This is a genomic window from Roseinatronobacter sp., from assembly GCF_051859525.1.
Classification (GTDB): domain Bacteria; phylum Pseudomonadota; class Alphaproteobacteria; order Rhodobacterales; family Rhodobacteraceae; genus Roseinatronobacter.
In genome coordinates, this window is the sequence record NZ_JBHYFM010000008.1 from 72,219 (window position 1) to 96,559 (window position 24,341).

At 58.0% G+C, this 24,341-nt stretch carries 20 protein-coding genes; 8 read left to right on the forward strand and 12 right to left on the reverse strand.

Annotated features, from left to right (window positions below; translation table 11 throughout):
* Positions 1-31 precede the first annotated feature (31 nt).
* Positions 32-1,288 carry a 2-hydroxyacyl-CoA dehydratase gene (locus ACTIE1_RS08875; RefSeq protein ID WP_439561508.1) on the reverse strand — a complete coding sequence of 419 codons (1,257 nt, stop codon included), beginning with the start codon at positions 1,286-1,288 and terminating at the stop codon, positions 32-34.
* On the reverse strand, positions 1,285-2,394 hold the full coding sequence (locus ACTIE1_RS08880; protein WP_439561509.1) for a 2-hydroxyacyl-CoA dehydratase: 1,110 nt from the start codon (positions 2,392-2,394) through the stop codon (positions 1,285-1,287). The genes ACTIE1_RS08875 and ACTIE1_RS08880 overlap by 4 nt, the downstream gene beginning before the upstream one ends.
* Positions 2,395-2,520: 126 nt before the next feature.
* Here ACTIE1_RS08880 and ACTIE1_RS08885 point away from each other — a divergent pair, with 126 nt between their 5' ends.
* The 4 genes from ACTIE1_RS08885 to ACTIE1_RS08900 all read left to right on the forward strand — a co-directional run bounded on the left by ACTIE1_RS08885 (position 2,521) and on the right by ACTIE1_RS08900 (position 6,117).
* Entirely contained in the window at positions 2,521-3,048 is a 528-nt protein-coding gene (locus ACTIE1_RS08885) for a MarR family winged helix-turn-helix transcriptional regulator (RefSeq protein WP_439561510.1), read from the forward strand.
* A 72-nt stretch (positions 3,049-3,120) separates the two neighbouring features.
* Positions 3,121-4,296 (forward strand): CaiB/BaiF CoA transferase family protein, encoded by a 1,176-nt coding sequence (locus ACTIE1_RS08890; RefSeq protein ID WP_439561511.1) that lies wholly within the window; start codon positions 3,121-3,123, stop codon positions 4,294-4,296.
* A 413-nt stretch (positions 4,297-4,709) separates the two neighbouring features.
* Positions 4,710-5,366 (forward strand): glutathione S-transferase family protein, encoded by a 657-nt coding sequence (locus ACTIE1_RS08895; RefSeq protein ID WP_439561512.1) that lies wholly within the window; start codon positions 4,710-4,712, stop codon positions 5,364-5,366.
* Between the two features lie 37 nt (positions 5,367-5,403).
* Complete coding sequence (locus ACTIE1_RS08900; protein WP_439561513.1) at positions 5,404-6,117, forward strand: DUF1428 domain-containing protein; 714 nt, start codon at positions 5,404-5,406, stop codon at positions 6,115-6,117.
* 122 nt (positions 6,118-6,239) lie between these two features.
* Here the strand turns inward: ACTIE1_RS08900 and ACTIE1_RS08905 are convergent, their stop codons facing one another.
* Positions 6,240-6,983, reverse strand: coding sequence for an ABC transporter permease (locus ACTIE1_RS08905; protein ID WP_439561561.1), 744 nt, complete (start codon positions 6,981-6,983; stop codon positions 6,240-6,242).
* A 113-nt stretch (positions 6,984-7,096) separates the two neighbouring features.
* Positions 7,097-8,026 carry an ATP-binding cassette domain-containing protein gene (locus tag ACTIE1_RS08910; protein WP_439561562.1) on the reverse strand — a complete coding sequence of 310 codons (930 nt, stop codon included), beginning with the start codon at positions 8,024-8,026 and terminating at the stop codon, positions 7,097-7,099.
* A gap of 400 nt (positions 8,027-8,426) precedes the next feature.
* Between ACTIE1_RS08910 and ACTIE1_RS08915 the strand changes: the two genes are divergently transcribed.
* Entirely contained in the window at positions 8,427-8,894 is a 468-nt protein-coding gene (locus ACTIE1_RS08915; RefSeq protein ID WP_439561514.1) for a MarR family winged helix-turn-helix transcriptional regulator, read from the forward strand.
* 12 nt (positions 8,895-8,906) lie between these two features.
* On the opposite strand, the gene ACTIE1_RS08920 is transcribed toward ACTIE1_RS08915, so the two are convergent.
* Entirely contained in the window at positions 8,907-10,940 is a 2,034-nt protein-coding gene (locus tag ACTIE1_RS08920; RefSeq protein WP_439561515.1) for an SMI1/KNR4 family protein, read from the reverse strand.
* Positions 10,941-11,373: 433 nt separating this feature from the next.
* Between ACTIE1_RS08920 and ACTIE1_RS08925 the strand changes: the two genes are divergently transcribed.
* Positions 11,374-11,976: a transglutaminase-like cysteine peptidase gene (locus ACTIE1_RS08925; protein WP_439561516.1), complete on the forward strand. Its 603-nt coding sequence runs from the start codon at positions 11,374-11,376 to the stop codon at positions 11,974-11,976.
* Positions 11,977-11,995: 19 nt separating this feature from the next.
* Here ACTIE1_RS08925 and ACTIE1_RS08930 read toward each other — a convergent pair whose 3' ends face one another.
* The 4 genes from ACTIE1_RS08930 to ACTIE1_RS08945 form a co-directional block, all read right to left on the reverse strand.
* Positions 11,996-12,493 (reverse strand): hypothetical protein, encoded by a 498-nt coding sequence (locus ACTIE1_RS08930; protein WP_439561517.1) that lies wholly within the window; start codon positions 12,491-12,493, stop codon positions 11,996-11,998.
* Positions 12,486-14,804 (reverse strand): AAA family ATPase, encoded by a 2,319-nt coding sequence (locus ACTIE1_RS08935; protein WP_439561518.1) that lies wholly within the window; start codon positions 14,802-14,804, stop codon positions 12,486-12,488. The genes ACTIE1_RS08930 and ACTIE1_RS08935 overlap by 8 nt, the downstream gene beginning before the upstream one ends.
* Before the next feature lie 113 nt (positions 14,805-14,917).
* Entirely contained in the window at positions 14,918-15,889 is a 972-nt protein-coding gene (locus ACTIE1_RS08940; protein WP_439561519.1) for a hypothetical protein, read from the reverse strand.
* A gap of 143 nt (positions 15,890-16,032) precedes the next feature.
* Complete coding sequence (locus ACTIE1_RS08945; protein WP_439561520.1) at positions 16,033-16,803, reverse strand: metallophosphoesterase family protein; 771 nt, start codon at positions 16,801-16,803, stop codon at positions 16,033-16,035.
* Positions 16,804-17,325: 522 nt separating this feature from the next.
* Here ACTIE1_RS08945 and ACTIE1_RS08950 point away from each other — a divergent pair.
* The gene (locus tag ACTIE1_RS08950) at positions 17,326-18,402 is read left to right on the forward strand and encodes a polysaccharide biosynthesis/export family protein (protein ID WP_439561521.1); all 1,077 of its coding nucleotides are present in this window, start codon (positions 17,326-17,328) and stop codon (positions 18,400-18,402) included.
* 168 nt (positions 18,403-18,570) lie between these two features.
* On the opposite strand, the gene nusG is transcribed toward ACTIE1_RS08950, so the two are convergent.
* Both nusG and ACTIE1_RS08960 read right to left on the reverse strand, forming a co-directional pair.
* Positions 18,571-19,083, reverse strand: a complete 513-nt coding sequence (gene nusG, locus ACTIE1_RS08955; RefSeq protein WP_439561522.1) for a transcription termination/antitermination protein NusG — start codon at positions 19,081-19,083, stop codon at positions 18,571-18,573.
* Between the two features lie 48 nt (positions 19,084-19,131).
* Entirely contained in the window at positions 19,132-20,622 is a 1,491-nt protein-coding gene (locus ACTIE1_RS08960) for an O-antigen ligase family protein (RefSeq protein ID WP_439561563.1), read from the reverse strand.
* Positions 20,623-21,160: 538 nt separating this feature from the next.
* On the opposite strand from ACTIE1_RS08960, the gene ACTIE1_RS08965 reads away from it, so the two are divergent.
* Complete coding sequence (locus tag ACTIE1_RS08965) at positions 21,161-23,023, forward strand: polysaccharide biosynthesis protein (RefSeq protein ID WP_439563343.1); 1,863 nt, start codon at positions 21,161-21,163, stop codon at positions 23,021-23,023.
* A gap of 77 nt (positions 23,024-23,100) precedes the next feature.
* Here ACTIE1_RS08965 and ACTIE1_RS08970 read toward each other — a convergent pair whose 3' ends face one another.
* On the reverse strand, positions 23,101-24,306 hold the full coding sequence (locus tag ACTIE1_RS08970; protein WP_439561524.1) for a mandelate racemase/muconate lactonizing enzyme family protein: 1,206 nt from the start codon (positions 24,304-24,306) through the stop codon (positions 23,101-23,103).
* Positions 24,307-24,341: the final 35 nt, after the last annotated feature.

Below are 24,341 nucleotides of genomic sequence, written 5' to 3' on the forward strand. Positions count from 1 at the left end.
TGGTTCACTGTATGAACTAATGATTGTCTGTTCAACTTATTCCATCCAATGCTTCAGCAACGTGCGCCTGCATCTGCTCGCGGTTCCAGTCGCGGCGGTCCACCATGTCGGACCAGATTTCAATCACCTTGATGCCAGCCTGCTCTAGGGCGCGACGGGCAAAGCGCGATCCGTAACCTGAAAACCTGTCATGGCGCGGCACCAGCATAAGGGCCACATCAACACGGTAGCGCCGCGCCTGCTCGACCAGCCATTCGTTTACCCAAGGCGGCTGGTGCAACTGTTCGTTCATAAGCGATATTCGCGCCGCCAGGGCACGCAGCGGGTCCTGCCCTATCGTCCGGATGTATCCGTCCGCAGCAAACGGCAGATACATGGACCACACGAAAACCGCGCCGTGGCTGTCTTCAAACGCGGTATAGAAATCTGTGTCGAACCACAGCCCTGCACCGATCCACATCATCCGGATGCGTTCATTTTCGCAAACGGCCTGCCCATCGGATATTCGCGTCGCAACCTCGTCCCTGAAGGCGCTAGCGTGTTGCAAGGCCCAGTCGGACCCGCGGTGCCATTGCGGCACCATCACATTCGGAATCTGTTCGGATATCCGCAGTGGCGCGCGCGGCGCTTGCGCGATCATACGGTCCACATCCTCAAATATGGCTTCTTGCTGATTGATCGCCTGCATGTATTGCGCGAACTGGTCATGGTCGAACTGCCGGCCGGTCATATCTTCCAGTTTTGCGATCAAAGTGTTCATTTCCTGAACCATCAGGTCCAGCCTGTCCGTATGATACAGATCCTCCCACTGGTCGCGCGCAAGGTCCCACCAGCGCGGCTCCGGATCAGGGACGCCCGGCGCGCTGAACAAATGCAAGGGCGCGCCGGTGGCCTGTGACCAAAGGGAAAACACTTTCTGATGCTCGTCCGAACTTTGCCGTGCGCACAGGATGGACGGCGCAGGCAAACCGCCCCAAGGCTGGCGCGACGGGTCGCCGTCCAGTTCCGCGATCAGGGGCAGGCTGGAATAGCGCGGCAGATGGGCATGAAACCCCATTTCGGTCGCGCGATCCAGATAATGCTCTGACAGTTGTTTCGCCGCGATAACTGCGGACCACCACTGGTTCGTCACAATGGGCATATCCATCGCATGGAATAACTCATGTGGTGTATCGGCATTCACGAAGGCAAATTTCTTGCCACCGGTGATATCGTCACGAAGCTGGCTAACCCAGTCGCGCTGATAGGACATGGCGGCTTTTGTCGCGTTCAAGGGCGTGTAGGTCATGCAAGGCCCCGCTCTTTCAATGCGGCACCAAGCGCCGCGCCTATCGTGTCAAGGTCTGGTTTGTCGGGTAACGGATCGACGAAGCCCAGATTGATAAAGGCAATATCAAGGTCGCGCAGATGATCCGCAATTCTTGGCACGTCCCAACCGATCACATCATCATGCGCATGAAGCTGGCAGATCACGGCATCGCATTGCGCGCCTTCAAGGCGGCGCAAAATGGCATCGGCATGGGCATTCGGCGGCACAATTCTGGGGCAAGCCACGTCCGATGCGGCCGCGCGCAAGAATGCGTCCGCCGTCGGTTGCTGCGGTAACGGGACGGGCCACGCGGCGACCGTGGGCTGCAAGTCACAGACAATCGCGCCATGCCCCTCGATCGTGCGATAGAATGCGGCATCTTCAATCATCGACCCGATGACCCCCAAACGCACAGCCGCATTGGCGGGACGCGGGGCGATGGGACGCGCGGTGTTTAGCAACTCAGCATGCTGGCGCCCGTCCATTCCGCGCCCGGCAATACGCCACATGAACGCGGTGCTGGCGCAGGCCGCGCCTTGGCGCATGTCACTGTCAAGCGCGGCCAGGGCATCCCTACGGGCGCATTCATCCGCCCATGTTGACGCCAACGCGCTTTCGCTTGGGGGGACGATATCCAGACCCTGCCACAGCTTGCCCAGTTGTTGCCTGTTGAAGTCATGCGCGTGGGGTGCATGGACAAGGTTCCACAAAATCAGACGCGGCATTTGGGGGGCCAGCCCAAGGCGCCGGAACTCCTGCGCGTATTGGTATGCCACCAATGCGGCAGTGTCATCACGGCAGAAGATTATTGCCCTGACACCCTGATACCCCCCCGTAGCGAAACGGTGCAGGAAACGGCGCACAGCGTGATCGACGAAAGGTTCGATACAATCCGATACCGCCTGCCCCGCATCAACGTCATCTGTCGCGGGATTGATGTGCAGACAGATAGGGGCCAACCCTGCGGCCCGCAGCAATGGTTCGGGAAACCCTTCGCCGAATATACCGACCACATCCGCAAACGCCCCTGTCGCGCGCGCGGCATATGCGCTATCCAGTATTTCGGCTGCAGATTGTGGCGTCACAGTTCACCCCTCCGTATATAGTTCACAAGATGAACTGTATATGATGCATGTGTCAATCCCCTTTTCCGGCTTTGACAGCAACACGGCCCGCAATATAGGCTGGGCACAAATCCGAGAGAGGATCTTATGAGCGAACATCAAGCGGCCCAGCAGACGCGCACCGGCACAATCAATCTTGGGCATTTGCGGGCGAATTTGCCGTTTCTTTCGCGCACCATCCGTTCCTTTATCCGCGCCGAGAACACCGAGCATTTCGGCGACATGAACACGGAACATGGCGAGATTGCGACCCTAAGCCTGATACGCGAAAATCATGGAATCTCTCAGAATGAACTGGCCCAGCACATCGTTCTGAAGAAGTCGGCCGTCACAAGTCTTATCAAGAATCTTGAAAAGCGCGGCCTTGTCCAACGGCGCAAAGTGTCCAGTGACCGGCGCTATAACGCATTGTCGCTTACGCCATCCGGTATTGAATGGCACGACCAGCTTCTGCAACGGATGGATGCGCAGCACCAGTCCATGCTCGGGCCATTCAGCGAGGCGGAAACGGCCATGCTGTTCCAGCTTCTGAACAATCTTCATGACCATCTGGCAATGCGTTCCGCAGCGCGCGAGGCAACGGCGCCCCCAAGGGATAACTCGGACGAGATGTAATCCTTGCAGCAAGCAGCTTGACCTCCTGTCTCAACAAGTTCATAAAATGAACCATTACGAGGGAGGATCACCATGGTGCAGCCGCTTGCCGGAATGCGTATTGCCGATTTTTCGCATGTGATTGCGGGACCACTTGCGACGCATTTCTTACGACTGATGGGCGCTGAAGTCATCAAGGTCGAACCACCACAGGGTGATGTGTTGCGCAACTATACCCAGCGGCAGGAACTGCGCGGTATGGCCGAGGCGTTCATCGGCGTGAACGCAGGCAAGAAATCCCTTGTTCTGGACCTGAAAACGGATTTCGGCCAAGAGGCCGCGCGAAGACTGATCGCAACAAGTGATGTGATGATCGAGAATTTCCGCCCTGGTGTCATTGACCGTCTTGGTCTGGGACACACGCGCGTCATGCAAGATAACCCGTCCTTGATTTACTGCTCCGTCTCCGGATACGGGCAAAAAGGCCCGATGCGCGACCATCCCGCGATTGACCAGATCATCCAGAGTGTTTCGGGCCTTATGACCTTGTCAGGGCAAGCGGAAGACCCGCCCATGCGCATCGGGTTTCCGGTGGTGGACACCTATAGCGCGCTTATGACGGCCTTTGCCGTCCAGTCTGCCTTGTTGCAGCGCGAACGTGACCCGCAAAAAACGGGGCAATATGTAGATGTGGCAATGCTTGATGCCTCGCTTGTCATGATGGCCTCTGTCATCTATCCAATGCTTATTTCGGGCACGGAGCCTGTCCGGACGGGAAACAGGGGCTTCTCCCTCTCGCCGACAGCCGATACATTCCCTACCCGTGATCACCCGATCACGATTGGCGCCGTTCAGCAAAACCAGTTTGAACGGCTTTGCGAAGCACTTGGCATTGAGCATCTGATCGCCGACCCGCGCTTCAGGACTTCCGATCTGCGCATTGCCAATGATACGGCATTGCAGGCCGAATTATCCGCAGCTTTCGCAACCCTCAGCGCAACTGAATGCGAAGTCCTGCTTTCCGCCGCAGGGGTGCCCGCAGGGATCGTCCGGAATGTGTCCGATGCGCTGGCGCTGGACCAGTTGAAGGATCGCAATCTTACGCTGGAAGTGCCAACGCCGAACCCGCATGTGCCGTCAGCAACCATTTTGAATGCGGGATTTCTGTTTGCCCATGGTGGCCCCGGTCTGCACGCCGCACCACCTGAGTTGGGCCAGCATTCAGGGGAAATCCTGACCGAACTGGGCATGGACGGCTTCACCCCTTAGAGCATGTCGCGTTCATTCGTATTCACGCGACATGCTCTAACTTATTGGCTTTGCATGTTCGAGAAGCTCAAAACCGGTTCCCACTTTTCAGCAACATGCACTAAAACCGGCGCCGCGTCCCCTTCTCCCGCGCGCCAGCGACGTGGTTTTGCAGGTGCATGCATGACGCATGATCCGCCTGCGCCATCCATTCCCTACATAAACTTGTATATACAATTTTATTTTGCTACACAGATCAGCACACCGATTCCCTATAGGAGATGTTGATGTGCACCCCCCATTTGATAACGCGCAGGCAAGCGTTGGCAGGGGCGGCCGCACTGCCGTTGGCGTTTGGCTTGGCTGATCCGGCGGGCCCTTCCGGTGTCAGCGCCTTGTGCGGCCTTTGACGCATGATGACCAAGGACATGCCAATGCCCGACATGACACTGACGACATTTGACTGGGTGCCTGACCTGCCGCGCGGCTATGTGCGTGACCTGCGCGTGCGCTGGGCGCTGGAGGAAGCGGGAGTGCCCTACCGCGTGGCCAGCGTGCCGTTTACGCCAAGCGTGCCATTCCGCGACCTTGACGCACACCAGATGGCACAGCACCCCTATGCACAAGTTCCGTGGCTTACTGATGACGACCAGACCATCTTTGAATCAGGGGCGATCCTGCTGTATCTGGGCGAACGCAATGCCGCGCTTATGCCAACCGGACCGCACGCGCGCCAGAACGTCATTACATGGCTTTTTGCCGCGTTGAATTCGGTCGAGGCCGCCAGCCTGCCATGGTCGATTTACCAGTTCGCGGGCGACACCGAACAGACAGCGGGGCGGGCGCATCTGGATGCGTTCTTACAAGCGCGCGTGCGCTATACCGAGCAGGTTCTGGTCACGCGCGACTGGCTGGCGGGGGCCTTTTCAATCGCGGATATTGCAATGGCGGACGTTCTGCGCCTTGTGGACCGATTTGACGGGCTGGCCGATGCACCCGCCTGCCGCGCCTATGTCGCGCGCGCCACCGCGCGCCCTGCCTTCGTCAAAGCATATACCGACCAGATGGCCCATTTCGCGGCAGCAGACTGAGACAACGCGAACAGCCCACATACAAAAGGAGAGAGAGATGAGTTATATCCAAGGCTTTGTCGCCGCTGTCCCCACCGCCAATCAGGACAGGTTTCGGACCCATGCCGAAAAGGCGATGGACGGGTTTTGCGCTTACGGCCTGCTGCACGGGGCAGAATGCTGGGGTGATGACGTGCCTGATGGTGAATTGACATCCTTCCCTATGGCGGTGAAGGCGCAGGCAGATGAAACCGTTGTGTTCGCGTGGTATCAATGGCCGTCAAAGGCGATCCACGACGCAGCCATGAAGGACGCGATCAATGACCCGCGCCTGAACATGGACACCAACCCCATGCCATTTGACGGCAAGCGCGTGATCTATGGCGGGTTTGAACCGGTTCTGGAATTGGGGACGCGCCAGCCGGGCGGGTATTTCGACGGGTTCATCTGTGCAATACCCAAAAACGGGCGCGAGGCATTTCACAGCTTTGCCAGACAAATAGACCCGATCTTCATGGAGTTTGGCGCGACATGGATCATGGAAAACTGGGGCGTCGATGTGCCCGCCGGCACAACCACCGATTTCCACCGCGCCGTACAAGCCAAACCCGATGAGGATGTGATGTTTTCATGGACGCAATGGCCCGACAAGGCCACCCGCGACGAAGGGTCAAGGCGCATGATGCAGGACACACGCTTTGCAGGCATGCAAATGCCGTTCGATGGCAAACGCATGATCTTTGGCGGGTTTGCCCCACTGGTCGAGGTTTGAACCAGAAAATATGCAGACAGGTCGGCCTGTTCGTCACGTTTCGCCCAAGAAGCCCAAGATCATTGTAACGCTGAATTGCCTGCTGGCGGTGACGCGCTGCGTCAGCACCATGACGCGGCGCATCATCTGCGCCGGTAAAGCCACAGGACCAGCGGCGCCAGCGTCAGTGTCAGCACCACAGGCGCAATCAGCGCCAGCCCGATCTGGGTCAGGGTTGCTGTGCCCGACATAAGCCCGCGCAACGCGGTCGCCATCAATGACACCGGGTTAACCTCGACGAAACTACGCAGCCAGTCGGGCATGGTGGCAGGGTCAACCATGATATTCGACGCGAAGGTGATCGGGAACAGGATCGTAAAGCCAAGCGTCATCACCGTCATCGGTGTGCGCACCAACAGCCCCAGAACAATAAACACCCAGCCCATGCCAAACCCGATTGTCAGCAGCATTGCAAATGCCAGCACAGTGCCAACCAGCCCCGCTTCGGGCCGGTAGCCAAGGATCAGCCCGATCCCCAGAATGATGCCGCCCGCAATCAGGTGGCGCAGCATATCACCCACCATCAGCCCTGCAAAAGGGGCCAGCGACCAGATTGGCAAGGTGCGGAAACGGTCGAACAACCCTTTCTGGAAATCCGTGGACAACCCCATTCCGGAATAGACCGAATTGAACACGACCGTCTGCACAAGGATACCCGGCAGAAAGAATTGCAGGTAATCCCCCGGCGACCCCGCCAGCGCGCCCCCGAACACAAAAGTGAACAGCAAGGTGAACATGATCGGCGTCATGACCAGATCGAACAACTGTTCGGGCACATGCCGGAATTTCAGGATCGCGCGCCAGCCAAACACCAGCGCGTTTGACATTGGCCCCGGTGGCGCAGGTGGGGCGGCGTGGCGCAGCGCCGCAATACCGGGCGCTCCGCCAGCAGGGGCACGGCCGTTTTGCAAGGTATCGGCGGGGGGTGCAGTGATATCGGTCATGGCGCTGCCTTCTCAAGCGGGCTTTGTGTGGTGGCGGCTGTATCGGTCTTGCCGGTCAGCGCGAAGAACACCTCGTCCAGACTGGGCGCGCCCATGCGGAAATCGGCCACGGTGAACCCCTCAGATATAAGGGCGGCAAGCGCGGCATTGGCGTCTGCGGCCGTGCCCGCCAGAATGGACAATTCAGCACCTTCGGGGCTGCGCTGCACCACGGCCCCCAGACGCGCGGCCAGCAAGTCAGCAGCGGCATCCAACTGGGCCTGGTCCACCAATGACACATGCAGCACACCCGACCCTGGCGCGGCCTTCAATTCGCGGCTGGTGCCTTCGGCAATCTTACGGCCGTGGTCAATGACCGCAATCCGTTCCGCCAGTTGGTCGGCTTCTTCCAGATACTGGGTGGTCAGCAGAATTGTCACGCCAGAATCAGCCAGCTGCCGGATCAACTGCCACACGCCCTGCCGCGCGGACGGGTCCAGCCCCGTGGTCGGTTCATCCAGAAACAACACCCCCGGTGTCACGATAAGGGACGCGGCAATGTCCAGCCTGCGCCGCATGCCGCCCGAATAATTCTTGACCTGCTTGCGCGCAGCGGCAGACAATTCGAACGCGGCCAGTAACTGGTCGGCACGTTCCCGCGCGGCACTGCCACGAAACCCCCAAAGTCGCGCCAGCATTACCATATTGTCGCGCCCTGTCAGATCTTCGTCCAGCGAGGCGAACTGGCCCGTCATGGCAATGGAGGCGCGCACCTTTTGCGGTGCCGTGATGATGTCATGTCCCATCACAGTTGCGCTGCCCGCATCAGGCGCGGTCAGGGTGGCCAGCATTCGCAAAAGCGTGGTCTTGCCCGCGCCATTCGGCCCCAGCACGGCAAAGATCATGCCACGCCGCACATCAAGATCAATTCCCGCCACGGCGGTCATATCGCCAAAGCGGCGGACAAGCCCGCGCGCATGAATCGCAAGGTTTGTGGTGTCGTTGGTCACTGTCTGGGTCCGGTATATTCAAAATGTATGTTTCGCCACAGCATGTAACCCGCGGCGTTCCTGCTGGCCACCCCGACTTGCAGTGCGCGACATACGCGCCTGGACAGCACAACCGCAACCGACCATTGTCCGCAATCATGGGCTATGCCCTTGCAACCACAGGAAGGTTTAGTATTGCTGAACGTGGACGCGAAGTTCGGGAAAGTCTTGTTAAGCACGCGCGGTCACAGCCTGTCTGGATTTTTCCCAGACTTGTTTAGCAGAACTATCTTGCATATACAAGTTTGTGTCAGAAACGATGTGGATAAGGATCTGTGACCGAAACGATGGGCAGAACATGAACCACCTTCACGCAGCGCAGATCATGGCCACGGACTGCCTGTGCTTTCGCGCCCGGCGGACAGCGCGGGCAATCACGCGCGCCTACGATGCAGCCTTGCGCCCCACCGGATTGCAGGCCACGCAAGTCACCCTGATGAGCGCAATCGCCCTTGGGCCGGATGGCGCGCAGCCCATGGCGCGGCTGTCCGAGGTGCTGGCGTTGGAGATATCCACCCTTACCCGCAATCTGCGCGCGCTGGAAAAAGCGGGGCTTGTTACCATCACCCGCAGCGAAGCAGACCGGCGCGTGCGCGTAGCGCAACTGACAGAGGCTGGCACGATCAGGCTTTCCAACGCGCTGCCCTACTGGAAACAAGCACATAACGAGGTTGTGGCCGCACTTGGGCCTGACACTGCTGCGGCCCTGCACACGGCCCTTGATGAAACGGCGCAGGCCATGGCGGATACCAGACAGGGCGAATGAAACCACAGCATGTCAGCGACGCGCCGCCCCCCCAAGAAGCCGGCGCAATTCCTTGCGTGATCGCGGCACCAGATCGATAGCGCGCTGGCCCTGACGGTCGCGAACCGATGTATCAGCGCCGCGCTCCAAAAGCAGCGCAACATCCTCGACCGCCTGTGTGCGTTTAACGGCGACATGCAACATCGTCTGTCCCGCGTCATCCACTGCGTTGATCGGCAGCCCCTGGCCTAGCAGGAAATCAAGGAATTCAACTTCGGCAGGCCAGCCCGCACGAACGCTGGTTTGCCTGAACAGATTATGCAGCAGGGTGCCACCATCAGGAATGCGTTCCTGCGGGTCGAGGCCGCAAGCGGCGATCAGTCTGAAACTTTCGATTGTGATGCAATAGCAAAGACTACTGCAACCTTGGGCGTCGCGCTTATGGGGATCCGCATTCAGTTCCAGAAGTGCGCGCGCGCGCTCTAGTCCGTCGAGCCTTGACAGAAGCAGTGCAGATTGAAGCGGGGTCTTCATCCAGTCGTCGCCCCCGACGCCCATCGACGATGTCTGCAACGCGTTTACATCAGCCCCATGCGCCACAAGCAAACGCTGCTTGGCCGGACTTCTGGCCATATGCAAAGCGCTGTTCCCGGTCGCATCCCACGCGTTGACATCCGCACCCGCGCGCAACAGCACCTCGCCATCGTCTGCGTCTGCCCACATCAGCATCGTAAGCCCGTTATCCCAACGCGCATCCGGTTGCGCACCAGCATGCAACACCGCATCAAGCATCGAAAGGTAGGTGGGCCGGTCGATCCACGCCAGAAGTTGATCCTGAACGCGCTTCTCCAGAATGTCCCGCATAACCCGCTGATGGTCCGAATTGTCATCCGCTTCGGACCAGCATTTGTTTTCATCGCGCAGGCGCGTTTCCAGTTCACTTTTTGTCGGTGCCGTCAGCTTGCTGCGTTGTGTGACCAGCAGATGAATCGGCCAATGGCGGTCATCCTTCCAACCGTTGACGCGCGCCCCCTGCGCGATCAGCCATTGCACTGTGTCCAGTGCGCTGATCTGCACCGCATCAGCAAGCACAAGGCGGCGCGCGTTCAAGGTCGCCCCGGCACCAAGCAATAGCTGCGCAAGCGGAAGGTTGTTGTGGCGCACGGCATAGGTCAGGGCGGTCGAAAACTCCTCGTTCCAGTTTCCACTGTGCAAGTGCCAGTCTTTGTCCGGAACGACGTCGGGTCTGGCACCGGAGTTCAGCGCCCGTTCAACGGCCTTCATGTCATTGGCGCGTGCCCCGTCCAGCAATGCGCGGTCAGCCGGTGTTTCCGCCACGATCGTAGGTGGCGGAACATCTGACACGGGGGCGGCGGGGTCCTTTGCCAACCAGTTGCGCCATGCCTGCCCGCCTGCGCTGTCCGCCCGCAACTCGTATGTGTTGCGCGCCTTGTTCAGGTGGCCGAACGGCATCCATGATGCCCATTCCGTTCCGGCAACCCCCAGTTTCGACATCTCGGTTATGAACGTGTTGAAATCCGGCGCGAGTGCCAGGCCATGCAGCATTTCCAGTTCGTGACTGAAATAGCGCACAGGATTTGCCGCCTCGGGCGCTGACATATCGATGGTAATCATGTCGCCATTCACCAGACTGTAAACGGGAAACTGGTGTTCCCACATATCAGGACTATTCGGGGCTTCACAAAGGTCCTGATCCGCCAGACGCGCTTTCCAGCCAAGATAGTTCGGAATCGCGAAATCAATGATGTGATCGATATCCCATATCGCATTTCTGTTGAAACTCATGGTGGGAAAGTTCTCGCGCTCCAGCGGGCGAAGATGTGGCGGAATATGCCAGCCTAAAGTAACACGCGCGGAATAGCGCGTCAGCGCATCGCGAAGCTGTGGCGGCACTGTCATTCCATGGCGGGTTTCAATTGCGTTGACAGCGGCCTCGGATGCAGGAGGCGAGACAGCGAGCGGCACCAACTGCCATCCGCGCCTTTGGGCAATCGCTTCCATCCTGCGCCAGTCTGATTGCCATTGCTTCCAACGAATATCTGTCATGCGAGTGTTATCACTACATTCCAATACCGGCGCAACGAACACGGCAGCAGCGCCTGCTAATCATCTATCACGACCGACCATCCGGCTAACCGACATATGCCAGCCAACCCTCAGCACAACGGCAAGGTCGCCTGCCTTCGGCCTGCGCGCAAGTTTTTTCGACCCTGCCCGCGCATAACTGGTGCGCACTCTATCGCGTCGGCCTTGCCGGACAGCCCGTGCTTTTGCGCCATGCAAGCCCCGCCGCATAGCTAAACTTCTAGGTAAAAGCCAGAAAATCGTCAGATTTAAGCCCCTGAGAACGTTGGCTTTCAAGTGATCCTTGCATTGGGTGATTACAGTGTGGGGTGCACGCATGAAAATGCGGTCAATTAACTATGTTCGGGAATCCGGTGGAATTTTTTGTCACGGATGGCGGGCACGGATTTCACGAATGGGGATGTCTGCATGGCACTACATTCTGTGCATGGGGGCGTTGTCAGCGATGATGACAATCACCTCGGCAATCGCAGGGCAGGTTCCACAACAGCGCGCCAGCATTGACCAAAGTTTCGACTTTGTGCCGCGCCGTCCGGTCCCTGCACATGTCAGGTTCTGCGAAATCTATGTCGGTCAATGCGACATCTACACTGACAGGCGCCCCCTTAACCGAAGCCCCCAAGACGATCTGAACGCCGCCATAAAGGTGAACTGGTCTGTAAACAGGACAATAACCCCGGTCGAGGACGGCGGGTTTGACAGTTGGGATATAAACGTCCCGCAGGGCGACTGCGAAGATTTCGCACTTCAGAAGCGAAAGGAACTGATTGCCCTTGGCTGGCCAACCCATGCACTGCGTCTGGCCATAACGCGCACGCCACGGGGCACGGTTCATGCTGTGTTGCTGGTAAATATAAACGGGTCAGATTTCGTTCTGGACAATTTAACATCGCGCGTGCTGCGCTGGCATGAAACACCCTATGAATTCCTGATAATTCAGGACAAACACGACCCGAAGGCATGGCATGATATTATAATTGCCGGCCTGTTAGGCTAATCGCTATCCAGATTTCGTGTCAGAACAACTGCGCGCGCCGGTCCATAATCCAGCCTTCATAGGGCGCGAATTTCTGTGACATGGCAAGGTAACGCGTTATGGCTGGGGCGGGTTCATCAAGCGCCCGCGCAACCATCGCCAGCTTTAGCCACAAATCACCGTCCATTGGCGCACAGGCAATCGCATCATGCAAAAGGCGTTGCGTCTGCTTGCGCTGTGACGTCAGCGCGGGATCATCTGACGGGTGGAATGTGCTTGTATCAAGCGCATGCGCCATCAGATCCCCCGCATACAGGTTCAGCGTAACAGGCACCCCCGTACGCAAAACAGCACAGCGCTGCGGGGTATTGCGCAGAAGAAACGGCGCAATTACGTCAAGGTCATCGGGCACGAAACGTCCTGATGCAACCTTGGCCGACAGCGTGCCAAGCCCCTTCCACGCCACATGCTGCGCCAGTTGCAACCACGTCACGGACGCTGTCATCAACAGGCCCATAACCAGAACCAGCCTAACCATCGCGATAGTAGCTTTTGTAGTAAGACCGGTAATAGCTGTAGTGCTGGTAGACGCCGTAGGACTGGGCTTTCTTCGGGTCGAACATGTTCATGAACGCACCATAGCATTTATCACGCAGCCGCTGGTCCATCCGCAGGATCATCTGCGCCACATCCAGCGCAGTGCCCCCCCATTTTATGATGAAAAACACCCCGTCCAGCTTGTCCAGTATCGCGCGCGCATCAACCACGGGACCAATCGGGGGAAGGTCAATGAAGATGTAGTCATAATCCTGATCCAGTTGATCCAGCAGCGCGGCCATATTGTTGCTGCCCATCAGTTCAGCCGTATGGGCCGCACGCATCTTGCTGTTGGGAATAACATGCAGGCCCGTTTCCTGAACAAGGTGGACAGTCTCGCGCCAGTCCACTTCGCCCAGCAGGACATTCACCAAACCCGTATCAAATTCCCTGCCCAGCGCGCGCGTTAGGCCTGGGTTTCGCATGTCCCCGTCGATAAGGACGACACGGGCACCTTGCTGCGCCAGCAAATTGGCGAAATTCGCCGCTGTCGTCGTTTTGCCTTCGGCGGGAAAGCAGGACACAATCCCGATACGCGGTGCGCGCTGCACCTGACCATGCCGCAGTGTAATACTCATTTTGCCAGTGCGCAGGGTTTCGGCAAAATTCGAGACCGGCTGGTCAACCGAGAAGGTCATGATATCGGGCAGGCGAACAAGTCGCTTGTTCGGGGGCAGCTGTTCTTGCAAACGCGCAGGCACGGTTTCGGACCGGCCTTTCAGTATTGTCAGCCCGCCCATGTATTCCAAACCAAGCCCGCTGCGAATATGCTCCTCCGAGCGGACCTTGTCATCACGCCACTCTCGGAAGACAATAAGAAAGACAGCAAACAGAAACCCAAGAACGGCACTTAACCCCAAGACAAGTGCAGAACGCGGCGAACTGGGCATGGCGGCGGGCTGCGCACGGTTCAGAACACGCGCAAAAGATGTCGGGATTTGCTGGCGCTGAAGCGCTTCCTGATAGCGTTGAAGATAGCTTGAATACAGATCCCGCACAGTGCCTGCATCCTGCTCCAACTCGCGCAGCTCGGCGATGACGCTGTGGTCGGCGCCGACACGTTCCGACGCGGCCGCCTGAGCGGCTTCCAGCCCGCGGACCCGTTCCCGCGCTGCAATAACATCATTGCGCGTCAAATCGGAACTGCGGCGAATTTCTTCGAACATCAGCGCTTCGATCTCCTGCAACTCGCGCTGGCGGCGGATCGCCTGGGCGTGGTCTTCACCCAGTGTCGCGGTCAGATTGTTATAGGCGCGCAACACCTCCAGGTAGCGCGACCGCAAACCCGATGTAATGCCCTGGGTCGCCGTTTCCCGCACGACGGCTGTGGTATCTTCGGTGGCGACAATCTCGTCCAGACGGCGGCTTAGGGCCTCCAATTCGACAAGGTTTGCGCGTGCATCAACCAGATTGCGCGTCAGGCGTTCAAATTCGGCATCAGCCAGACGGTCAATATCAACCCCAAGCAGATTGTTCTCTGCGCGAAAATCCTCAACAATTGCAAAAAGTTGTTCAGACTGGCGGCGCAAATCCTGCGTCCGGTCATGCAGCCAGTCTATGGCGCGTTGCGATGCGGCGTCTGTCGCTTCAAGCTGGTCCTCGATATAGGCTTGTGCGATTGCATTCGCAATGCGCGCGGACAGGCTGGCAGAGGCCGATGTGTAGCGAATTTGCAAAACACGGCTGCCCCGTATCGAGGAGACCGACATGTTGCGGCGCAGCAGTGCCACAGCATGCTCGATTTCCTCTGCTTCGGGGGTAATTTCCAACATCGCCAGATCCGGAAGATCCTGTGACAACCATGACCTGACGGCCCCGACAGCCCCGCCCAACTGCATTCTGATGAAACCTATTGCCCGTCCCGGGCCGCTATGCGGAGGGGTCAGAAATATCGTGTTTTGATGCAGGTCCAAAGCCCTGACCACACGTTCGGCGACAGTTTCGGACATTAGGACCTGCAACTCGGTCTCAATCTGGACTTCCGTTGCGCGCGGGCCTGCAACACCGGAAAAGTCGTGAAACGTGTCACTGTCTGCGGCACCACTGATATTGATGTCCACTTGGGACGTATACAGGCGCGTCGTCGTCGATAGAAAGCCAATTCCAAGAACCACACCCAGAAAAGTCGCTATTGCCACCATACGGAAATTGCGCAGGAACAGCCCCAGAAGTTTACCCAGGTCAATCTCATCGCTTTGCGTCGGGGTCAGGTTGTCCTGCGGTGCAAAGGCATCGCTGGAATGACGGTTCATCGGCATAACCTCGGGTTGGGGGAATTAGGGTGCTGGCCTTTGGCGCAAACACCAAGATGCCCCGACAAACCGGGGCATCGGCGCGCATATGCTGTCATTTCGGGGCCCCGATATCAATTCGGGCTGACCGGCCCGCTTGGCGTACCAGTTGATGTCCCCCCACCAGAGGCCCCGCCGCCACCTGACGAAAGGCCACTTCCGCCAGATGGCGAAGAGGCTGTCTGAATGCCTGGTGCCCGTTGTCCGGACTGTGATCCCGACGTTTGCGAGGACGTTGCGTCCCCCCCGCCAATAGCTGGCGGCACCACTGGCGCATCATCAGGCCCTGCCCCTGCAAGATCGGTTTGCGGTCCGGGCACGACATCCCCAACGTCGGATACTGCACGTTGCTGATCGAATGCGCTGGAAACAGCCCCGCCAGCGATAGCAACCTGTGCCACGATCCTGCTGCGCAGCACCGCACCGGTTGACGGCGAATCCGCGATTGTAGCAAGTGCCCTTGCCACGGGGTTGCCCGCATCACCGGTGGCGTCCTGACCAAGCGCCACGATGGCAGCGACAGTGTCGCCCCCGCGATCAAGGGCCAGTGTCGCTTGCACAAGCGCCTCAATCGCGCCTGCATCAGCAGCTTGCCCGTCTGTGGCGGCCTGCTGTATTTCCGCGACCATAGCGGCGGCCAATGCAGGCAACGCATCCGGCGATGAGTTTACAATCACGACCGACGTAAGCGATTGCGCCGCATCCGGATCAAGCGACACTGCGGATGCCAGCACATCAGCGACAAGGCCAGCCTCTGCGCCGGACAGAACCATAACGGCCAGCAAAGACGCAACATCACCTGTTGGCAACGCGGCCAGAAGCGCTGCGCGGTCTGCTTCGGTTGCGGCTGCCAGAATTTCCACCAACTGGGAACCGGGCAGGCCAACAACATCTTGTGGTCGTTCATTCTGTGCGGATTCGATCAGGTCGGCAACACTCAGCGTGGTGGGTGTTTGCGCATCTGCACCTGTTATACCGGCGTTGGTCGCGACAACAGCACCTGCAAAAGCCAAAACGCGTAATACTGGCGCATAGAACTTCACCATCAAATCAATCTCCTGAAATGCCGGTCAGTATGAAAACCTTCCGCCAGAAATAAAATACCTTGAAATCTGTCATGGATGCTAAACCAACGCGGCTAGTTTGTCCACATGGAACGGGTGGCGCGCGTGAACGGACCAGCCGTTCGCTATCGTTTTCGTTTGACGGTCAGGAAACGGCAGCCATTTTCATCAATAACCGCGGCTGACAGCACCCCTGTTGCATAAGCCCCGGTATCGACACTGATGCGCCCCTGCTGCGCACGGGCCTGTTCCACGATGCTGTGTCCATGAGCGACCCAAATACCATCACGGCGGGGCACTTTCATAAACTCCGGATGCCCCCAAACCAGATGGTCGGCAGTTTGTTCGCCAACAGGGCGGCGCGGGTCCGCACCGGCATGAACAGCCAGCACATTCCCGTTCTGATAACTTTCAGGCAGGCTGCGCAACCAGTCACACCGCTCCTGGCCCAAGGCGGCGTTCAGCTTGTCACGCGCCGCGCGCATGTCGCCAGCCGAAGCCGACGGCGCAGGCGGGCTGATCTTGAAACTGGCCAGAGTATGCATCCCGCCATTCGTCAACCAGAACTCCCCGTATTGTTCGGGGTCCGCAAGAAAGTCGAGCATCATGACTTCATGATTGCCCTTCAGGCAGGTGACGTCGGCGGGCCACACGCCGTCTTGCAGTGCCAGCAACAAGCCCAGAACCTCGGCGCTGCTATCACCACGGTCCACATAGTCGCCCAGAAAAACCAGTGGCATGGAAGCGCCCGCATCTTGTGCGATCAACTCGACGATCGCCCCCAGCAGGTCGGAACAGCCGTGGATATCACCTATGACGACGAACCCCTGCTGCGGCGCGATATCGTTGCGCGATACCTTGGTAAATGTTTTTTGCAAGTATGACAACAAGGGCATTTAACGGAAACCAGCAGGTGCATGAATGAAAATAGTTTGTAAAATCAATGCCATCCAATGCCGCGCACAGGTCATCTGCGAAACCGGATTGCACCCGTTAACATGAAACGACGACACAGGGCAAACATCGCATGTGCAACACACGAGACCAACACTGCCCCCCTCCAGCCCTGTGGCCTGACATGACGACATGGCAGGTAGAATGAGTATCGCGCCGCGCGCCCTAGTGCTGGTTATTGCGCCTCCAGCGTGTCGCAAGGGCAACGTTCGGGAACAAAATAAACATGTCTCGGGCGCGGATCAGTCGATTTCAATACCAACTTTGGTAGGCAACTGTTAAGGACTTCCGCAAGAAATTCGATTCACTGACGCTACATTACAGTCGCAAAAATATAGATAAATAGATTCAGGGGCAGAATTATGAAGACTCTTTTCAGGGTCGCAATCACTGCGATTTTATCACTTGCATTGTCGGCATGCGCAATGCTTCCGGGTTCAGGACCGCGCGAAAATGCCATCCATATGAACGCCGCCGCATCGGTCAGGAACGAAGGCGCGACAGTGGGCTATGATTATGTTGTCGTTGATGTAACGCGTGCCGTTTTGCCGTTGGTCAGTTCCGATCCGGACAGTTCGTTCCGGACTTTCGGGGCGGCACGTTCGCAGGCACCATCCATTCGGCTTGGGCCGGGCGATGTCGTGCGGATTACTGTATTTGAAAGCCAGTCTGGCGGGTTGTTCCTGCCCGAAGAAGCTGGCGCACGTCCGGGCAATTTCGTGCAGCTTCCCGCGCAGCGCGTGGACCAAAGCGGGCGCATCACGGTTCCCTATGCCGGTGCTGTGCAAGCCGCTGGCCAGACCCCCGCACAGGTTGAACGCGTGATCCGTGACCGCCTTGCAGATCGCGCGATTGAACCGGAAGTCGCTGTCGAGATTGTGGAACAGAACTTTTCCCGGGTTTCCGTAGATGGGGCGGTCAGAACACCCGGTGTGTTCCCGCTGCGCGAAGGCGGCGTGCGTGTTCTTGAAATGCTTGCTGCGGCAGGCGGTATCAGTGGCGGGGCGTCAAGTTCGTTTGTGACGCTGACGCGCGGCAATTCCAGCGTGAAAGTTGCCTATCGCAACATTACCACCAACGCGAGCGAGAATATCTTTCTTGCACCCGGTGACGTGCTGGATGTCGCAGAGGAAGACAAAACGTTCTATGTCTTCGGCGCAACCGGACAGGTCGGGGCATTTCCTTTCGGTTCCGACAGTGTATCGCTGAATGACGCGGTTGCACGCGCGTCCAGCCTGACTGACAATCAGGCCGATCCACGACAGGTTCTGGTATACCGCACCGAACACCGCGACGCACTGGAACGGATGGGGGCCGATCTGACCGGCCTTCATATATCCGGCGACGAGGTGCCCACCATCTACCGCGCGAACTACCGTTCACCAGACATCTTTTTCCTGGCGAATGACTTTTCAATGCGCGACGGTGATGTACTGTTCGTAACAAATGCCGCAGCCGTCGAATGGCAGAAATTCTTCAACAACGTGACGACGGTTACCGGCCAACCCTTGCAGGTTCGCAACAATATCGAAGCGTATTAAACACCATTTGGCATCTTTTCAGATTGCCTGCGCCCCCCGATAGGTTTTGTCGGGGGGCTTTCGTTTTCTTGAAACGCTCACGCATGGCTGTGTCGCGAAGTGGCGCTGCGCCTTGAATGTCCACCAAGGCCGCAGTGGAACGCCTTCTTCGATTAGGAAGACCGTACCCTAGATGGCGCGCAACTGCGCTGCGGGTAGTGCAACACGGGTTTGGGCGCCCATCAACTCCATCAGCACCCAGATGCGGCGGTCGGGCGTTTCCCCCTCGACTTTGGCGACGAAATCGGCAAACGGGCCTTGTGTTACGGACACCGTGTCGCCGGCTTTGAACATGTCGGGCGACACCAGCCTTCCTTCCGCATCGCAGCGGCGCATCAATTCACCGATCAGGTTTCGGGGCACGGGCGCAGGCTCCTTGCCGAAACACACCAGCCGCGAAACACCATAGGTCGAATTCACAGCGTTCCATTTCCCCAGCGCCATATCCAGCGCCACAAAAAGATAACCTGGGAAAAGCGGGCGCGTCTGCTTGACGAACTTGCCCCGTATACGTCGGGTCTGTTCCTGTAGTGGAAGGAAGGTCCCGAATCCCTGCCGTGCAAGATTACGGGTTGCGAGTGCGTGGCCGTTTGGCTTCACCTGCGCCAGAAACCACGTGCTGGAATGGTCATGATGGCTCATGATACCTCGAAATCTAAAATCAAAATGTCCACTCGTACCCGAGTGCAGCTATGGGTTGGATTTGAAGTTCTTGTTGAAATCGTTCGTAGAATACGGATCGTGCTGAATAATTGGCCGGTGCCTGCCAACGGATTGCCGGTCCAGCAGGGATGCAGCGCAAGCCACGCCCAGAAGGGCGGCAAAATAGGCCGCTATGCCCGGTATCTGAAGCGGGAAGTCAAAATAGGAATGTCCGGCCATGTAACCCAAGGCACCCAGACCAAAGACCGGAATCGCCTTCAGGGATTTTCTGCGCATAACCCCGCCGACCAGCACATACAGCAAAACACCGAAAGCGGCGGCAAGCACTGCTAATGCCACCACCCCGAAACCCGCAAGGAATTCCAGATAGGAGTTATGCGCACGCTGCCAGACACCGGCTGTGCCCAGACAGGCACCATCACGGTGTTGCGGGAATGTCTGGGCAAACGTGCCGAACCCTGAACCGGTAACGGGTCGATCAAGGAATATTTTCCATGTGGACTGCATGGCGCACCAGCGCAGATCTTGCGACGTGTCCCCCATGCGTGCAACCATCGGTTCACCGAAAAACAGCAGCATGACCAGCCCCAGAACAGCGGCCATCAGCGCCCTTAACCACCGGGGCACACTGCCCGAACGGGCTTTGTCCGGCACGGGGCGCAGCAGAATGTAGCCCGCCAGACAAACGCTCAGCACCCCAAAGCCCAGCATCGTTCCCGCCCTGGACCGCGTGACAATAATGCCGATCACAATCAGGAACAGCACACTGCACAAAACCACATCGCGCAAGCTGACAGCCATACCGGGCAGCACGTCACGTTGCACCGCGCGCCGGTTTTTCGTGCCTGACGCAGACAGCATATACCCCGCCAGCACAAATGCCACCAACGCGAAGAACGCCGCCGTCATATTGGCATTAACGAATATTCCGGTGAACCTGCGCCCGTGCTGAACAACGTAATCCGAAAAGAACTGCGCTTGTGGAAACAGCAGATGCAGCGCTGCGGACACTGCCGCAAGCGCCACACCGATCACGGCCAGCATGCCCCATGCGAAGATCGTGTCCTCCTTGGTTTTGCACAGACTTAGCGCCGCCGCGAAAACAAGAAACGGCAACACAAGCGACGGCAGGGATGCAAGCGTCTGGGCGGGGGCTACGGAAATATACCGTCGGGTATGCAGCCCCATATCTGTTACATCGTCCCAAACAGGATGGGCCAACCCGCTAAAGGGCACCGGTACAACCTGCATTCCACCCCAAAACAGCAAAACGCAGATCACTGTCATGACCCAGCGCAGCAACATCCGTGCGCGATACTGCGTCACTTGCACGAAAACCGTCAGAAAAACCGGAACCGAGAGCGCCAGAAATGAAATCTGCCGATAGGGGTCTGCCGTGGACCCGTTCATCAACAGCCCAAGCCCCAGACTGGCCCCCAGCAACAGCAAAACGAACCTGCGGAACACGTTCTGGCGGGAATGCCCTATGTCTTGGCCCGTTCGGGCACCCGAAATCACGTTCAATATAAATCGTCCAGTCAGCAAAAAAACATCGGTACAATAGCCGCAGTATAATGGCATCATTATAGCTGCGTTCGACGCAGGTTGCGATCATTTAAGTGCGTTACGCAATGAATTTGTCGCCCGCCGACCGCCCATCCAACAATCTGGCGCTGCCCATCAGATCGCAGTCTTGCGCACCACCAGTCAGGACAATGATTCGCACTGCTATACGCAAACATGGCAAACAGGCGGCCCAAGGACGCCCATGCACCTGCACAGCGGACAAAATGCATCATGCGCCCCCGCTAAAGGAAATTTTCGGACCATTATATGGCTAACAGGCTATTAAGCGCGCCCACGACATGCTAACAATGACCTGTTGGTACGAGTAATTTTTTTTAATACTTTTTAATACGCATTTTTAATATATTTTTGAGCTTGTTCCCAAATGGCAAGATTACTTGCGCATGCGCTCAGTTTTAACCGACCGCTGAAACGCGCCATACAAATGGCTGCGGACAGTTTAATCATAATTACCTGCTTTGCCGGTGCGATGTTCGTCAGGCTTGAAAGCCTGTCATTCGTGACCAAACCCGAAATCTGGCTGACAATACTGCCGGTTATTCCCCTGACGATTCTGGCATTTATCAAACTGGGGCTATATCGATCAATCGTCAGGTTTATTTCGTCAAAAGCCCTGCGCGCCATCGCAATCGGGGTGGTTTTCTCGGCAGTGCTGCTGTTCGTGTCATCCTCTGTGGTTTCAGGACCGATCCCGCGCTCGGTTCCCGGAATTTATGCGCTGGCGCTTTTGCTTGCGATCGGGGGGGTGCGCTTTGCCATGCGCAATATTCTGCGACGGCCGGCACAACAAGACGCGCAGCCCATAGCCATCTACGGGGCCGGCCATGCCGGACGACAACTTCAGACAGCGTTGCAGCATGGTTGCGAATACAACCCCGTCGCCTTCATCGACGATGATCCGGCACTGCATAATACGCTGGTTGCGGGGTTGCGGGTCCATTCATCGCAAACTGCCGCCCAGCTTGTTCAGGACATGCAGATCAAGTCTATCCTGCTGGCAATTACCAGTGCAAACCGCACCCGTCGCCGAGAGATTATAAGACAGATCCAGCATTTGGGCATTTCCATCAAGACAATGCCGGGCATGGCGGATATCGTTTCGGGGCGCGCGACAGTCACTGACCTGCGCAGCGTCAAGCCGGAAGATCTGCTGGGGCGTGATCCGGTGCCCGAACAGGATAACCTGATGAGCAGGAACATAACCGGCAAGGTTGTGCTTGTATCCGGTGCAGGCGGTTCCATCGGCAGTGAATTATGCCGCCAGATCATCAAGCATGACCCCGCAGCGCTGGTGCTGTTCGAGGTGTCGGAATTCGCCCTGTATTCGATTTCAATGGAATTGCGCGAGAGTCTGGAGCGTGGCAACCGCCCTGTCCGCATTGAACCCGTTCTTGGCTCGGTTCGGGATGCGGCGCGTATACGCGCGGTCATGCGCACATTTCATGTGCAGACAGTCTACCACGCCGCCGCCTATAAACATGTCGTCCTTGTCGAGGAGAATGTAACCGAAGGTATCCGCAACAACGTGTTCGGGACACAAACCATTGCACACGCGGCGGCGGAACATGGCGTCGAAAGTTTCATTCTTGTTTCGACCGACAAGGCGGTGCGCCCGACGAACTTCATGGGGGCGTCGAAACGTATGGCCGAACTGGTGTGCCAGTCACTGGCAATGGCAGGCACAGACACTGTCTTTTCCATGGTGCGGTTCGGCAATGTTCTGGGGTCATCGGGGTCCGTTATTCCGCGGTTCCGTGCCCAGATCGATGCGGGCGGCCCCGTTACGGTCACCCATCTCGATATCACGCGCTATTTCATGACGATTCCGGAAGCGTCAAAGCTGGTCATTCAGGCCGGGGCGATGGCCAAAGGGGGCGATGTCTTTGTGCTGGATATGGGCGAACCGGTCAAGATTCTGGACCTAGCGCAAAGCATGATCCGGCTGCATGGCCTGAAGCCCTATATCATCGATCACACCGCCCCTGCCGCCACACAAACAGGCGATATCGCCATCAAGATTGTCGGGCTGAACACGGGCGAGAAACTCTATGAAGAATTGCTGATCGGGGATAACCCGCAAGGCACAGCACATCCCCAGATCATGACAGCGACAGAAGTGTCATCGCCCCGGCAGGAATTGTCGGCCTTGCTGGACCGCCTGCAACGCGCCTGTGATGCGTCCGATATTGCGGCAATCCGCCAGATTTTCCTTGACGCGCCGCTGTCCTTCCAGCCCACAGGCGATGACTTGCATGATCTGATATGGGTTGCCGGACGCCGCACGCCCCCTGCGCCACGGCATACTGGGAAAACCGTGTTTGCGGCTGAATAGGCATGATCAATCCGGCGCGGAAATTTGTGCAGCGCCGCCTGCATGGCAGGGCGACACATCCGCAGATGCGTGCATGATCAAAGGTCGTTCAGGCGGGTAACCTTGCGACTGGTGTCAAACGCCCTGTCCAATTCAGGGTTCAGGGCAAGCCCTAGCCCCGGTCCGGGGGGCACGGTTATCTGGCCGTCATTAACCTCTGGCAGGGCAGTGACCAGATCACGGTACCATGTGCGGTAGAACGCGCGCACACTTTCTTGCACCAGTGCATTCGGGGCATTCAGCGACAGATGGGTGGATGCCGTCAGCACCACAGGCCCGGTGCAATCATGCGGCGCGACAGGCAGGTGCCATGCTTCGGCCATGGACGCGATCTTGCGGGCCTCGGACAGGCCGCCGCACCAGCTTAGGTCCAGCATCACAACGCCCGCAACGCCGGTTTCCAGCAGATCCCGAAACCCCCAGCGCGTGGCCAGTGTCTCAGATGCGCAGATCGGCGCGACGGATGCCTGCGCATAGCGCGCCAGACTGCCAAGGCTGTCCATACGGATCGGGTCTTCGTGCCAGAATGTGTTGAACGGGGCCAGTGCGCGGGCAATCTGCATGGCGGGCAAAAGCTGCCACATGGAATGGAATTCAACCATGATGTCCATCTTGTCGCCCACGGCATCGCGAATTTTCTCAAACGGGCGCAGGGCGGTTTGCAGATCATCGGGCGCGATATACTGACCACGCGACTTTTCGGCGGCAATATCAAAGGGCCAGATTTTCATGGCCGTGATCCCGTCTTCCAGCAATGACAGGGCAAGCTCGTCTGCGCGGTGCAGGAATGCATCAAGGTCGTCATAGGCATGGGGCTTCTTGCCCTGCCCCCAGTTGCCCACCTGCTGGCCGTCAGCCTTCTTGATATAATCCAGCCCCGCGCAGGTGTTATAGGTGCGTATGGACGGGCGCGTGAACCCGCCCAGCAACTGCGCAACCGGCTGGCCCGTGGCCTTGCCGAAAACATCCCACAGCGCAATGTCGAACGCGGAATTGCCGCGCATTTCCGCGCCCGCAGACCGGAACCCCAGATAGCCCACCAGATCAGCCGCCAAGGCGTCAATCTGCAACGGGTCACGCCCCAGAACGCGCGGCGCGATCCATTCATGCACGTGCGCTTCAACCGTGGCCGCGCCAAAAAACGTCTCGCCCAGTCCGGTGATCCCCTCGTCGGTGTGCACTTCCAGCCACAACAGGTTGGGGCGTTCGGCGATGCGAATGGTTTCAATGGCGGTAATCTTCATGCAGCACCTTTTCGTGTTGATATGTGCAAACTGTC